At 64.3% G+C, this 12144-nt stretch carries 15 protein-coding genes; 6 read left to right on the top strand and 9 right to left on the bottom strand.

Translation table 11 applies throughout. The features are described 5' to 3' along the window. Positions 1-3: 3 nt before the first annotated feature. From BPET_RS18800 to BPET_RS18785, 6 genes are all read right to left on the bottom strand, one after another. Positions 4-324: a type IV secretion system protein VirB3 gene (locus tag BPET_RS18800; protein ID WP_012250603.1), complete on the bottom strand. Its 321-nt coding sequence runs from the start codon at positions 322-324 to the stop codon at positions 4-6. A gap of 3 nt (positions 325-327) precedes the next feature. Beyond that, positions 328-648: a TrbC/VirB2 family protein gene (locus BPET_RS18795; protein ID WP_012250602.1), complete on the bottom strand. Its 321-nt coding sequence runs from the start codon at positions 646-648 to the stop codon at positions 328-330. A 90-nt stretch (positions 649-738) separates the two neighbouring features. Further along, the gene (locus BPET_RS18790; RefSeq protein WP_012250601.1) at positions 739-1404 is read right to left on the bottom strand and encodes a lytic transglycosylase domain-containing protein; all 666 of its coding nucleotides are present in this window, start codon (positions 1402-1404) and stop codon (positions 739-741) included. Between the two features lie 11 nt (positions 1405-1415). After that, a complete protein-coding gene (locus BPET_RS26075; protein WP_012250600.1) occupies positions 1416-2081 on the bottom strand; it encodes a TrbM/KikA/MpfK family conjugal transfer protein in 666 nt (221 codons plus the stop codon). Between the two features lie 47 nt (positions 2082-2128). Continuing rightward, positions 2129-2431 carry a plasmid mobilization protein gene (locus BPET_RS26070; protein WP_012250599.1) on the bottom strand — a complete coding sequence of 101 codons (303 nt, stop codon included), beginning with the start codon at positions 2429-2431 and terminating at the stop codon, positions 2129-2131. 84 nt (positions 2432-2515) lie between these two features. Continuing rightward, entirely contained in the window at positions 2516-4126 is a 1611-nt protein-coding gene (locus tag BPET_RS18785) for a phage integrase central domain-containing protein (RefSeq protein WP_012250598.1), read from the bottom strand. Between the two features lie 156 nt (positions 4127-4282). On the opposite strand from BPET_RS18785, the gene BPET_RS18780 reads away from it, so the two are divergent. The 4 genes from BPET_RS18780 (at position 4283) to BPET_RS18765 (ending at position 6644) form a co-directional block, all read left to right on the top strand. Further along, complete coding sequence (locus tag BPET_RS18780; RefSeq protein WP_012250597.1) at positions 4283-4765, top strand: YajQ family cyclic di-GMP-binding protein; 483 nt, start codon at positions 4283-4285, stop codon at positions 4763-4765. 139 nt (positions 4766-4904) lie between these two features. Then, on the top strand, positions 4905-5285 hold the full coding sequence (locus tag BPET_RS18775; RefSeq protein WP_012250596.1) for a COG4315 family predicted lipoprotein: 381 nt from the start codon (positions 4905-4907) through the stop codon (positions 5283-5285). Positions 5286-5302: 17 nt separating this feature from the next. Further along, positions 5303-5818, top strand: a complete 516-nt coding sequence (locus BPET_RS18770) for an RNA polymerase sigma factor (RefSeq protein WP_012250595.1) — start codon at positions 5303-5305, stop codon at positions 5816-5818. Position 5819: 1 nt separating this feature from the next. After that, positions 5820-6644 (top strand): anti-sigma factor family protein, encoded by an 825-nt coding sequence (locus BPET_RS18765; protein WP_012250594.1) that lies wholly within the window; start codon positions 5820-5822, stop codon positions 6642-6644. A 1730-nt stretch (positions 6645-8374) separates the two neighbouring features. Here BPET_RS18765 and hutG read toward each other — a convergent pair. The 3 genes from hutG to BPET_RS18750 all read right to left on the bottom strand — a co-directional run bounded on the left by hutG (position 8375) and on the right by BPET_RS18750 (position 10814). After that, positions 8375-9169, bottom strand: coding sequence for an N-formylglutamate deformylase (gene hutG, locus BPET_RS18760; protein WP_012250593.1), 795 nt, complete (start codon positions 9167-9169; stop codon positions 8375-8377). Positions 9170-9194: 25 nt separating this feature from the next. Then, entirely contained in the window at positions 9195-9899 is a 705-nt protein-coding gene (locus BPET_RS18755; RefSeq protein ID WP_012250592.1) for an SDR family oxidoreductase, read from the bottom strand. A 69-nt stretch (positions 9900-9968) separates the two neighbouring features. Next, positions 9969-10814, bottom strand: a complete 846-nt coding sequence (locus BPET_RS18750) for an EamA family transporter (RefSeq protein WP_085970223.1) — start codon at positions 10812-10814, stop codon at positions 9969-9971. Positions 10815-11019: 205 nt separating this feature from the next. On the opposite strand from BPET_RS18750, the gene BPET_RS18745 reads away from it, so the two are divergent. Then, positions 11020-11595, top strand: a complete 576-nt coding sequence (locus tag BPET_RS18745) for a chromate transporter (RefSeq protein ID WP_012250590.1) — start codon at positions 11020-11022, stop codon at positions 11593-11595. Further along, on the top strand, positions 11592-12122 hold the full coding sequence (locus BPET_RS18740) for a chromate transporter (protein WP_012250589.1): 531 nt from the start codon (positions 11592-11594) through the stop codon (positions 12120-12122). The genes BPET_RS18745 and BPET_RS18740 overlap by 4 nt, the downstream gene beginning before the upstream one ends. Positions 12123-12144: the final 22 nt, after the last annotated feature.

The following is a 12144-nucleotide window of genomic DNA, read 5'->3' as shown; positions in this document are numbered from 1 at the left end:
CCTTTACTTGATGAGCGCGCGCCAGGGCCGACGCCGGTGGTAGCCTTGCAGGGCGTAACTGGAGCCCTGCCAGAAGCGTTGGTTGCGATTGCGCCGTCGCGTTTTCAATTCGAGCCACAGCACATCCAACGCTTTATCGTCATCGCGGGTGAGAATGGCAAGCGTGGGTATAACGATGAAGAGCAAGCCCCACCAGGCCAGGCCTGCCGTCATGGCGACTATGGCTACGCAGGTAAAGGCGCCCAGTAATAGCTTGGTGGGAACGCCCATGAAGGTGGCCTTGCGGCCCAGTCCTCTAAAGACCGGATAGGTGTTGGCTGCCATGGCTTACTTCCAAAGCAACACAACCAGCTCGGCCACTGATCCAGCCAGCAGCACGCCAATGCCCCACCGGATGGCATCGTCTTTACGCATGACCTCTGCGGAATACAGTACAAAAATGATGACGCCGATGATGATGGCTGCAATGGGCAGGATGACATCCAGATTGTCTCTGAGAGTCTGTAATGTCGTTTGTGCTCGGGAAAGGCCGCCAATGGATTGTGCAAATGCAACTTGATGGATGCCAAGCAGCAGTGCGGCTGTAGTCGGTTTGTTGATGATGCGCAGGTAGGACATAGCGTTCTTGAAGTGTTTCAGTAGAGACATGTAAAGACTCCTGCCCCTAGGGACCAAGTGGCGCAGGGGTGGTGGTTGGTAAGAAAAGGAATAAGCGCGGCTAGGTCGGCCAAGGGTGCGTCAGGCGTCGGAGTTAGCGCTGCTTTCTGGTTCGCCATCACGCGTTTGTGAAAAGCCGTCGGTTGCCGGGTTGGCGCTGAAACCGTCCGGTGCGCCTTCTGGTTGAGCCGGTGGTCCTTGATCGGGTTTCTGCGCTGGCTCTGCCGGCGTGGCCTTTGTCGCAGGCCCTGTCATTTCGTTTTTCAACGGTGCCAGGGCCGGAACCTTGATCTTGGCTTGGGCCAGCACTTTGCCGACATAGCCATTGGTGAAACCACGCTTGAAATTGCCGGTGTTGTAGCAGGACAGCGCGGCGCGTAAGGCATGCTGCGGATCCGTCTGTTGGGGTAATGCTCTGGCGTAGCACTCTGCCAGTACCGTCTGGGCGGCGGCCAAGTTGCGGCACGGATCAAAGACGGTCTTGCTATCGAGGTTCAACCATGCCCAGTTGCGAACATTGATCTGCCCCAGCCCGGCATCGAAGTCGATACCCTGGTCAATGAGGCGGTCAGCAGCTGCGCTCGCTTCGATCAAGGTTTGAGGTTGCCGTCGAAGGTGCTGGCCCTTGCGGTTGACGCCGATGGCGTACTGCCGGACTCGGGATTCATGACGAATCAGTGCATGCAGGGTGACTGGGTGGATGTTGGGTGCGCAGGTGAGGGCCAACGCTGCAAGTTCTGCGATCATGGCTGGCTCCTTCAGTGTCCGTGCCGGTGCCTGGGATCGGTCAGGGAAAAGTTCCAGCCTTTCGCCCATAACCCGCTATGGTCGGCATCCCATTTGGCTTGCGCGGCCTCGTACTTTTCAGCTTTGACCCAGTGCCCGCCCATGGTTGGTCTGCCAACGTAACGTACAGACAGCTCATACGTCCAGGCGTGATTGTTGTAAACGACACAATAGGTGGGTAGCTGGTCGAGTGTGACTGTAGGTAGCGGATGGACCTCATAGACGGTTCGCCCGCTGTCGCCGCCGTATTCACGCTTGCGCCATTTGTACGCCGTACCGGCATAGGTTTGGTTCAAGAATTCGGCATCACATTTGCCAGCGCCGCGTGAAATGGCGTTAATACGCTCAGACATGCCTGTGCCGCCGGACGCGGGACACTGGGATAGAAAGGAACGTCTCGCTGAGACGGTAGCAGACCAGTCCAGGCCGTGCTTGTTGTACTTCCTGATGTCGAAGTAGTGGTCCAGGGATGGACTGCACTCGCCCGGTCGCAAGCTGGAAGACAGGCAGAGCGTCGCTTCGCATGCCAGACGTGGGATGCCCGTGAGTAGGTCAGCAGTGCCGGCAGCATGAGTGACAGGAGCCAGGACGCAGGCGAGCGCCAGCGCCCCAGCCCGCAGGGCGGAAAGGGTTTGCATGAAGAGGTCTCCGGGGAAGGGGTGCGGCAGGTGGCCTTGGAAAAGACCTAGGAGGGTCGGCGTTGACGTTGCAGATTCTGTTGAGCGATGGCGATCTGTTCAGGCTTGGCCATGGCTCGCACGAGATAAGCGGTTTCGACGGCAGCCACGCGGGTTTCGTGCAGATGGCCCAGATCAGCCACAATCTGGCGCAGCAGCGTCAATTCTTCTTGTAGCGTGTCGTCGGCAGACAGTCGCCGCCTTATATAGTTGGAGAGGGATAACCCGGACAGAGCGGCAGCCTCGCCCAGACGTGCAGCATGAGACGGGGTCACCCGGATGCGGATGACCTCGGAGAGAGCTTCATTCATAGACAGTCTCCTTGGGGGGATACAACTAGCGATCTTGTAGGTGTGGCCGAGGTGTCAATATAGATAGCAATGGCCCGAGTCCTGTCATGCCCTAACCCGTAGCGCAGGGCGTGGCCGATGACGGATGAATTGCAGTATGTTGTCCTCGGGCATAGGCATCTGCCCAACTTCCAGTTCATCCAGAAAGTCGGCCCATTGCTGCACCATCGCTTTGCGCTGGGCAATAAAGGCCGCGCGATCGTAACTGCTGCCGAGCTCTTCGTCTGAAGTGTGCGCCAGATGGCGTTCGATGACGTCGGGCTCCCAGCCCAGATGTTCGCGGATCATCGTGCGTGCTGTGGCGCGAAAGCCGTGACCGGTGATTTCTTCCTTTGTGTCATAGCCCATGGTGCGCAGCGCCGCGTTAATCGTGTTGTCGCTGATGTAGCGGCTTTTCTCCGAGCGTCGTGACATGCTACGGAATACGGGGCCCGTGGGGCCAGTCAACGGGTGTAGCTCGCGCAGAATTTCCAAGGCTTGGCGTGGTAGCGGGACGATGTGTGCCGGCGTGCGGCTATCCCTTTTTTGCCACTCGCGCATCTTCATTTTCTCGGGCGGGCAGCGCCATAGTTCAACTTCAAGACTGATGTCCTCCCAGTCAGCGAGCCGGATCTGGCCTGGCCGCTGAAACATCATGGGCGCAAGCCGCAGTGCACATCGCGTGATGAACTGGCCGTGGTAGCTGCGAATATCGCGGAGCAGTTGCCCAAGCTGGGCAGGTTCGGTAATCGCTGCGAAATGCCGGCTGCGTGGCGGGGGGAGGCCGCCGGTGTTCTTGTTGACGAAATTCTTGCTCGGCTCCAGAGCGCCGACATCAACAGCGTACTGGTAGACATGCTGAACGGCCTCACGCACACGCTGGGCAGTTTCCAAGTTACCGCGATCTTTTGGACGGTGCAGGCATCGGACTATTTCCGTTGGAAGAATCATCTCGATCGGTTTGTGTCCGACCCACGGGAAAATGTGGATCTCCAGATGTCGTATGACCTTCTGAGCATAACCCTCCGACCATTCCCTGTCTTTCTTAGCACTGGCGTGCCAGGCGCGCGCCAATAGCTCGAAGGTATGCAGACGAGCGATACGTGTCTGTTCCGCCAGTTGTTCGCGGACTTCCTTCGGGTCTAAGCCATTGGCTCGCTGACTATTAGCTTCATATGCCTTGGTTCGAGCTTGTGCGAGCGTAACTTCCGGGTATGGCCCCATTCCGAGCTTTATGGGTTTGCTGTCCTTCATATAGCGGTAAATCCAAGCTTTACCGGTGATTCGTACACGCAGGTACAGATTGTCCCCGTCGTTCAGCATGTATTCTTTCTGGCCTGGCTTGGCCGCTTTGATCTGAGTTTCGCTTAGTAAACCCACGACTTGTACCCCCAAAGGTTGTTTTTCGAGAAACCATTGTGGGGTACAGACAGGGGTACAGACAAATGCGGGATGTAGCGATGCGCAGTGAGACGTCTTGGGCAGCATTTTGTGCCTAAGACATTGATTTTTCTGCGTTTTGGGATGTTTTGAAGCGTGCTGGAACAGCGGGGTGGTGGCCTGGGGCGGCTCGAGCGCCGCGGCGGCCGGCCGCAGGAAACAATAAGCGAAGATCATCCCGCCTACCCACAAGATAATGGCCAGGATGTGCGCGAACTTCAATATGCTGTAGAACATGGGCCTTCCCGGTGAACGCGGCGCCAAGAGGCCGCCTTGCCCCGCATCATATCGCCGCCTGGCCCGGCGGCCGCAAAACGACATAAACTGCCGGAATATTTCTTCGCCGGCGGCGGGAGGCCGCTGTTGATCCAATTTCTTTCATAGGTTGCAGCCATGCCCAGTTTCGACGTGGTTTCCGAAGTGGACAAGCACGAACTCAGCAACGCGGTCGATCAGGCCAATCGCGAACTCGCCACCCGTTTCGACTTCAAGGGCACCGATGCCAAGTTCGAACTCGAGGGCTTCGTGGTTACCCAGGTCGCGCCCAGCGCCTTCCAGCTCAAGCAGATGCTCGACATCCTGCGCGGCCGGTTGTCGGCGCGTGGCATAGACGTGCGCTGTCTCGAGGTGGCCGACCCGCTCGAAAACCTGGGCGGGGCGCGCCAGAAGGTTACCGTGCGCCAGGGCATCGAGCAGCCTGTCGCCAAGAAGCTGATCGCCGCCATCAAGGGGGCCAAGCTCAAGGTCGAAAGCCAGATCAACGGCGACAAGCTGCGCATCAGCGGCAAGAAGCGCGACGATCTCCAGGAAGTCATCGCGCTGTTGCGCAAGACTGACGTCGACCTGCCCCTGCAGTACCAGAACTTCCGCGACTGATTTTTCCGTGGCCGGGCCGCTGCCAGGTGGCGCGGTGCGGGGTTTTTTTCATGGCCATGGAATAAACGGGCTGGCGGCGGCGTCTGTAGCAGTGCTGTATCTGTGCTGTGTCCCCGCTGTGTCCCTTTAGGAGCCCACCATGACTACCCGCATTGTCACCGCCCGCCGCGCCGCCATGCTGGCCGCCTGCGCCCTGTTCGCCGCCGCCGCGCACGCCCAGGCGCCCGTCAAGACGCAGGATGGCGTGCTGGCCGACCAGGCCGGCATGACCCTGTACACCTTCGACAACGACAGCGCCGGCAAGAGCGTCTGCAACGACCAGTGCGCCAAGGCCTGGCCGCCCCTGTCCGCCGCCGCCGACGCCAAGCCGCAGGGCGACTACAGCATCATCACCCGCGATGACGGGGCCCGGCAATGGGCCTACAAGGGCAAGCCGCTGTACCTGTTCGTGAAAGACACCAAGCCCGGCGATAAAGTGGGCGACAACGTCAAGAACGTCTGGCACGTGGTCAAGCCCTGACTTCAACCGGCGGCCGCATGCGCGCCGAAGACGAGGCGCAGATCGTCGCCTGCATCCCCAGCCTGCGGCGCTACGCCCGCGGGCTGACGGGCGATCGCGAGCGCGCCGACGACCTGGTGCAAGACACGCTGGAACGGGCCTGGAGCCGCTACTCGCGCTGGCAGCGGCGCGGCGAGCTGCGGGCCTGGATGTTCGGCATCATGCATAACCAGTTCATCGACGGCGTGCGCGCGCAGCGCCGCCAGGCCGAAACGCGGCCCGATGGCGAGTTGCCCGAGATCCCCGTGCGCGCCACCCAAGCCGACGCGCTGGAGGTGCGCGACCTGGATCGGTGCCTGCTGCGGTTGCCGCCCGAGCTGCGCGCGGTGATTCTGCTGGTGGGCGTTGAAGAGTTCAGCTACCGTGAGGCGGCGCTGGCTCTGGGCGTGCCGGTGGGCACCGTGATGTCGCGCCTGTCGCGCGCCCGCGACCGCCTGGGCGCGCTGTTGCAGGCGCGACCGGCGACCGCGCCCAACCTGCACCGGGTCAAATGACATGAACGACCAGACCCCGCACCTTGCCCCCGGCTGCGGCGCCCCGATTGCCGAGGCAGACCTGCACGCCTATGTCGATCGCCAGCTGTCCGACGAGCGGGCCGCCGAGATCGCCGCCTTTCTGCAGCAGCATCCCGAGGCGCGTGAACGCGTGCAGGCCTGGCGCGAGCAGAACAGGTTGCTGCGCGAGTGGTTGGCGCCGGTGGCCAGCGAGCCCCTGCCGCTGCGCCTGCCGCTGGCGCCGCCTGTCGCGCAGCGCCGCTGGCCCGCGCTGGCCGCGGCGCTGGCCCTGGCGGCGTGCAGCGCCACGGCCGCGTGGCTGGTGCGCGGCGAACTTGACCGCCGGCAGGCCAGCGCCGCGCGGGTGGCGGCAGCGACGGCCGGCGAGGCCGCATTTGCGCACCGCGCCGCCATTGCCCACGCCGTGTATGCCGCCGATGCGCGGCGTCCGGTCGAGATCGGCGCCGACCAGGAGCAGGCGCTGGTCACCTGGCTGACCAAGCGCCTGGGCGCGCCGGTGCGGGCCCCGGCGCTGGCGCAGGCCGGTTACGCGCTGGTGGGCGGGCGCCTGCTGCCGGGCGGGCAGGGGCCGGTGGCTCAGTTCATGTATGCCTCGCCCGAAGGCCGGCGCCTGACGCTGTATGTGACGCGCGAGGCGGCAGGCGGCAAGACGGCGTTCCAGTTTGCCCAGGAAGGGCCGGTACGGGTGTTTTACTGGGTGGACGGTAGCTTCGGGTACGCCCTGTCGGGTGAGGTAGAGCGCGGCGAACTGATGCGGATCTCGACCGAAGTCTATCGGCAACTCGGCGCCGCGCCAGCCGGCTGACGTGGGCGCGGTTTGCCGAGCTCTGAGCAGGTGTGCGCAGGTGTCTGACGCCGAGGCGCGCAGAGGCTGCCTCAATCGAACGGTGTCAGGCACCCTTCGGGAGCCTGACACCTGACCGGAAAGGGCCGCCCGACGCCTGACAAAAAGGAAGACTGACGCCTGGCGAAAAGGAAGACTGACGCCTGGCGAAAAGGAAGCCTGCCGTCTGCTGCGGAGCTTTTTGTTCAGGTGTCTGACTCCGGAGGTGTCAGACACCGAGGCGTGCAGAGGCTGCCTCAATCGAACGGTGTCAGGCACCCTTCGGGAGCCTGACACCTGACCGGAAAGGGCCGCCCGACGCCTGGCGAAAAGGAAGACTGACGCCTGGCGAAAAGGAAGCCTGCCGTCTGCTGCGGAGCTTTTTGTTCAGGTGTCTGACTCCGGAGGTGTCAGACACCGAGGCGTGCAGAGGCTGCCTCAATCGAACGGTGTCAGGCACCCTTCGGGAGCCTGACACCTGACCGGAAAGGGCCGCCCGACGCCTGGCGAAAAGGAAGACTGACGCCTGGCGAAAAGGAAGCCTGCCGTCTGCTGCGGAGCTTTTTGTTCAGGTGTCTGACTCCGGAGGTGTCAGACACCGAGGCGTGCAGAGGCTGCCTCAATCGAACGGTGTCAGGCACCCTTCGGGAGCCTGACACCTGACCGGAAAGGGCCGCCCGACGCCTGGCGAAAAGGAAGACTGACGCCTTACGAAAAGGAAGCCTGCCGTCTGCTGCGGAGCCTTTTGTTCAGGTGTCTGACTCCGGAGGTGTCAGACACCGAGGCGCGCAGAGGCTGCCTCAATCGAACGGTGTCAGGCACCCTTCGGGAGCCTGACACCTGACCGGAAAGGGCCGCCCGACGCCTGACAAAAAGGAAGCCTGACGCCTGGCGAAAGGGAAGCCTGCCGTCTGCTGCGGAGCCTTTTGTTCAGGTGTCTGACTCCGGAGGTGTCAGACACCGAGACGTGCAGAGGTTGCCTCAATCGAACGGTGTCAGGCACCCTTCGGGAGCCTGACACCTGACCGGATAGGGCCGCCCGACGCCTGACAAAAAGGAAGCCTGACGCCTGGCGAAAAGGAAGCCTGACGCCTGGCGAAAAGGAAGCCTGCCGTCTGCTGCGGAGCTTTTTGTTCAGGTGTCTGACTCCGGAGGTGTCAGACACCGAGGCGTGCAGAGGCTGCCTCAATCGAACGGTGTCAGGCACCCTTCGGGAGCCTGACACCTGACCGGAAAGGGCCGCCCGACGCCTGGCGAAAAGGAAGACTGACGCCTTACGAAAAGGAAGCCTGCCGTCTGCTGCGGAGCCTTTTGTTCAGGTGTCTGACTCCGGAGGTGTCAGACACCGAGGCGCGCAGAGGCTGCCTCAATCGAACGGTGTCAGGCACCCTTCGGGAGCCTGACACCTGACCGGAAAGGGCCGCCCGACGCCTGGCAAAAAGGAAGACTGACGCCTGACGAAAAGGAAGCCTGCCGTCTGCTGCGGAGCCTTTTGTTCAGGTGTCTGACTCCGGAGGTGTCAGACACCGAGGCGTGCAGAGGTTGCCTCAATCGAACGGTGTCAGGCACCCTTCGGGAGCCTGACACCTGGCTGGGTAGGGAGCCTGACACCTGGCTGGGTAGGGAGCCTGACACCTGGCTGGATAGGGAGCCTGACACCTGACCGGATAGGCCGTCTGACACTTGGCCGGACAGGGGGCCAGGCGTGGAAATCAGGGCTTCCAGGCCAGCAGGGCATCCACCAGGGTGCGTAGCACGCCGCCCAGCGGTTCGGCGCGCTGCGGGTCCCAATTGAAGGGTTCGTCTTCGGTCATGTAGGCTTCCAGCGCCATTTCGAGCTGCACCGCATGGTAGCCGCGCTGCGGTTGGCCGTAGTGACGGGTGATCCAGCCGCCCTTGAAACGGCCGTTGACCACATGAGTGAAGCCGGGCGCGCTGGCTAGCGCGGCGGCGGCAGCGTCTTGCAGCGCTGGCGCGCAGCTGGCGCCGTCGGCCGTGCCCAGGTTCAGGTCGGGCAGCCGGCCTTCGAAGAACCGCGCGCAGCGCGAGATGATCGAATGGCCGTCCAGCAGCACCACATAACCGTATCGGTCATGCACGCGCTTGAGCTCGGCCGCCAGTTGCGCGTGGTAGGGGTCGAAATACTGGCGCCGCCGCGCCGCTACGTCGAGCAGCGCATTCCCGGCCGTGCCTTCGTTCCAGATCGGGCCGCCGTCGAAGCGGCCGGTGGGGCACAGTTCAGTATTCGACGCGCCGGGGTACAGGGCGGCGCCTTCGGGGTCGCGGTTCAGGTCGATGACATAGCGCGAGTGCGTGGCGGCCATCACGGTGACGCCGCGCTCGCGCGCGAAATCGTACAGCCGGTCGACGTGCCAGTCGGTATCGGGCACGCCCAGCGCCTGGGCCGTCATGAGAGGGCGCAGCTCGGTGGGCACCCAGGTGCCCACGTGCGGGATGTTGATGACCAGCGGCGCGTCGCCGCGGGTAAGGGTATAGAGCGTGGTCATGCAGTATGGATGGCGTTGAAAAAAACTAGACCGATCGGGTGATGCCGCCGTCGATGCGGATGTTCTGCCCGGTGATATAGCCCGACTTGTCGGAAGCCAGGAAGGCGATCAGCTCGGCCACCTCGTCGGCGCGGCCGTAGCGGCCCATCGGAATGCGCTGGCGGCGGTCGTCTTTCTCGGGCAGGCTGTCGATGAAACCGGGCAGCACGTTGTTCATGCGGACGTTGTCGGCCGCGTACTCGTCGGCGAACACCTTCGTGAACGCGGCCAGGCCGGCGCGGAACACGCCGGAAGTGGGAAACAGCGCTTCCGGCTCGAAGGTGGCGTAGGTGGAAATGTTGACGATAGAGCCGCCGCGCTGCTGCCGCATGATGGGCGCGACCAGCCGCGTGATGCGCACGACGTTCAGCAGGTAGTACTCCATCCCCAGGTGCCAGTCGGCGTCGGGGATGTCCAGCAGCTTGCCCTTGGGGCCGTGGCCGGCGCTGTTGACCACGGCGTCGACACGGCCCCAGCGCTGCATGGCGGCGTCGACCAGCCGGGCGATGTCGTCGGGCTCCAGGTTCGAGCCCGTGACGCCCAGCCCCTGCAGTTCGCTGGCCAGCGCCTCGCCCTTGCCCGACGACGACAGGATGGCGACGCGGTAGCCGTCGGCGGCCAGCTTGCGCGCCGCGGCGGCGCCCATGCCGCTGCCGCCGGCGGTGATCAGTGCGACTTTTTCAGTGGTCATGTGCGATTTCCTTTGCAATGAGACAGCGCGCCCTGAGGCGCGCGCGCCGCATCATGATAAACCCCGCCGTCACGAGGCCCGGCCAGGCCGCGGGGCCTTGCGCGCGCGCGGCGGGGCGGATTTGCCGCTGCCCGCGGTGATGCCGGCCGACGCGGCCACGATGGCCGCCACCGCGGCCCATTGCGTCAGTGTCAGGATCTCGCCCAGGAACAGCAGGCCCGACACGGCCGCGAACACCGGCTCCAGGCTGAGCAGGGTGCCGAACACGCGCACCGGCATGCGCGCCAGCACGGTGATTTCCAGGGCGTAGGGCAGTGAGCTGGACAGGATGGCCACGCCGACCGCCAGCGGCAGCAAGGCGGGCGAGAACAGGGCCGGCCCTGCTTGCGCCAGGCCGAACGGCAACACGGCCAGCGCGGCCACCGATGCGGCCAGGGCGACAGTTTGCGTGCCGTGGCGCGTGCCGGCGCGGCGTCCGGACACGATATACAGCGCCCAGCACAGGCCGGCAGCCAGGGCGTATGCCATGCCGGCCGGGTCGAGCGTGTGCATGTCGGCGCCATGCGGCACCAGCAGCAGCAGGCCGGCAGCGGCCAGCGCGATCCAGGCGAAATCGGTCAGGCGGCGCGACGACAGCAGGGCCACCGCGAGCGGCCCGGTGAATTCCAGCGCCACGGCCATGCCCAGCGGAATGGTGCGCAGCGCCATGTAGAACAGCAGGTTCATGGCGCCCAGCGACAGGCCGTAGGCCAGCACCACGCGCCAGCCCGAGGCGGGCAGGCGAACGCGCCAGGGCCGGAAATAGGCCAGCAGCATCAGCGCCGAAAACAACAGCCGCAGTGCGGCGGTGCCTTGTGCGCCCACCGCCGGGAACAGGCTCTTGGCCAGCGAGGCGCCGCCCTGCATGGACACCATGGCAACCATCAGCAGCAGGACGGGGTAGAGGGATGTAGCGGGCGGGCGGGAGGCGGGTGTGGACATGCTGCGCGAGCCGGCCGCGTGTGGCCGGCAGAGCTGCCATTCTACGGCACCGCCTGGCGTGGGCCGCTGGTCCGCACCGGCCAATTGCGGTCCGGCGCGGGCAGGAGTAGGCTTTCGACCCTGTTAACGGCAGGCCGCCATGAATTCCTCGCTTCCGTCCGAATCCCGCGCTACGCCCGATCGTCCGCCGCCCACCTCATGGGCCTTATTCACCGGTTTTTTCTGGCTGGGCCTGAGCGCCTTCGGCGGCGCCCTGCCGCTGGCCCGGCACATGGTGGTCGAGAAGAACCGCTGGCTGTCGTCCGACGATTTCACCGAGCTGCTGGGCCTGTGCCAGTTCCTGCCCGGCGGCAACATCATCAATATGTCGGTGGCGCTGGGCATGAAGTTCCGCGGCCCCACGGGAGCCTGCGCGGCCATCATGGGGCTGATTGCCGCGCCGTCGCTGATCGTGATCGCGCTGGGGGTGGTGTACCAGCGCTATGCCGATGACCCGCGCATCCAGCACTTGTTTGCCGGGCTGGCCGCCGCGGCCGCCGGCTTGCTGATTTCGATGGCCGTGAAAATCGCGCGGCCGCTGCGCGGCAAGTGGGCTGCCATTGCCGTGGCGCTGGCGTGTTTCGTGTGTATCGCGCTGCTGCGCCTGCCCTTGTTGCTGACCATGCTGGTGCTGACGCCGATCAGCATCTTCGTTACCTGGAGGCTGGCCCGATGAGCGCCGTGCTGGTTTCGCTGTTCGTGATTTTCGCGCAGTTGTCGCTGCTGGCGTTCGGCGGCGGCAACACCATCCTGCCCGAAATGCAGCGCCAGGTGGTGGAGGCGCACCAATGGATGTCCAACGCGGATTTCAGCGCGCTGTTCGCATTGAGCCAGGCCGCGCCCGGCCCGAACCTGATGGTGGTGACGCTGGTGGGCTGGCACGTGGCCGGCTGGCAGGGCGCGCTGGTCACCTCGATCGCCAAGTTCGGCCCGTCGTCGATCCTGACCGCCGTGGCCCTGGGCCTGTGGGAGCGCTTCAAAGACAAGCCGTGGCGCCGCGTGGTGCAGGCGGGCATCTTTCCCATGACGGCCGGCCTGATGGCGGCCAGCGCCGCGCTGATCACCGAGGCCTCTGTGCATACCTGGATGCTGGGGGTCATTACGGCGCTGACGGCCGCAGTTACCGTGTTCACCCGCGTCCATCCGCTCTGGATGTTGGCGGTCGGCGCGCTGCTGGGGCTGACCGGCATCGGGCAGCCCTGAGGACGCGCGCCGCGGCGCGCCG

The organism is Bordetella petrii (assembly GCF_000067205.1).
GTDB lineage: Bacteria > Pseudomonadota > Gammaproteobacteria > Burkholderiales > Burkholderiaceae_B > Bordetella_A > Bordetella_A petrii.
This window is presented reverse-complemented; position numbering and strand designations above follow the sequence as displayed.

Bases quoted from the DNA above. Each gene is read 5' to 3' on its own strand.
- BPET_RS18800 (WP_012250603.1), bottom strand. From the start codon at position 324: ATGGCAGCCAACACCTATCCGGTCTTTAGAGGACTGGGCCGCAAGGCC.
- BPET_RS18795 (WP_012250602.1), bottom strand. From the start codon at position 648: ATGTCTCTACTGAAACACTTCAAGAACGCTATGTCCTACCTGCGCATC.
- BPET_RS18790 (WP_012250601.1), bottom strand. From the start codon at position 1,404: ATGATCGCAGAACTTGCAGCGTTGGCCCTCACCTGCGCACCCAACATC.
- BPET_RS26075 (WP_012250600.1), bottom strand. From the start codon at position 2,081: ATGCAAACCCTTTCCGCCCTGCGGGCTGGGGCGCTGGCGCTCGCCTGC.
- BPET_RS26070 (WP_012250599.1), bottom strand. From the start codon at position 2,431: ATGAATGAAGCTCTCTCCGAGGTCATCCGCATCCGGGTGACCCCGTCT.
- BPET_RS18785 (WP_012250598.1), bottom strand. From the start codon at position 4,126: ATGTTCTACAGCATATTGAAGTTCGCGCACATCCTGGCCATTATCTTG.
- BPET_RS18780 (WP_012250597.1), top strand. From the start codon at position 4,283: ATGCCCAGTTTCGACGTGGTTTCCGAAGTGGACAAGCACGAACTCAGC.
- BPET_RS18775 (WP_012250596.1), top strand. From the start codon at position 4,905: ATGACTACCCGCATTGTCACCGCCCGCCGCGCCGCCATGCTGGCCGCC.
- BPET_RS18770 (WP_012250595.1), top strand. From the start codon at position 5,303: ATGCGCGCCGAAGACGAGGCGCAGATCGTCGCCTGCATCCCCAGCCTG.
- BPET_RS18765 (WP_012250594.1), top strand. From the start codon at position 5,820: ATGAACGACCAGACCCCGCACCTTGCCCCCGGCTGCGGCGCCCCGATT.
- hutG (WP_012250593.1), bottom strand. From the start codon at position 9,169: ATGACCACGCTCTATACCCTTACCCGCGGCGACGCGCCGCTGGTCATC.
- BPET_RS18755 (WP_012250592.1), bottom strand. From the start codon at position 9,899: ATGACCACTGAAAAAGTCGCACTGATCACCGCCGGCGGCAGCGGCATG.
- BPET_RS18750 (WP_085970223.1), bottom strand. From the start codon at position 10,814: ATGGTGTCCATGCAGGGCGGCGCCTCGCTGGCCAAGAGCCTGTTCCCG.
- BPET_RS18745 (WP_012250590.1), top strand. From the start codon at position 11,020: ATGAATTCCTCGCTTCCGTCCGAATCCCGCGCTACGCCCGATCGTCCG.
- BPET_RS18740 (WP_012250589.1), top strand. From the start codon at position 11,592: ATGAGCGCCGTGCTGGTTTCGCTGTTCGTGATTTTCGCGCAGTTGTCG.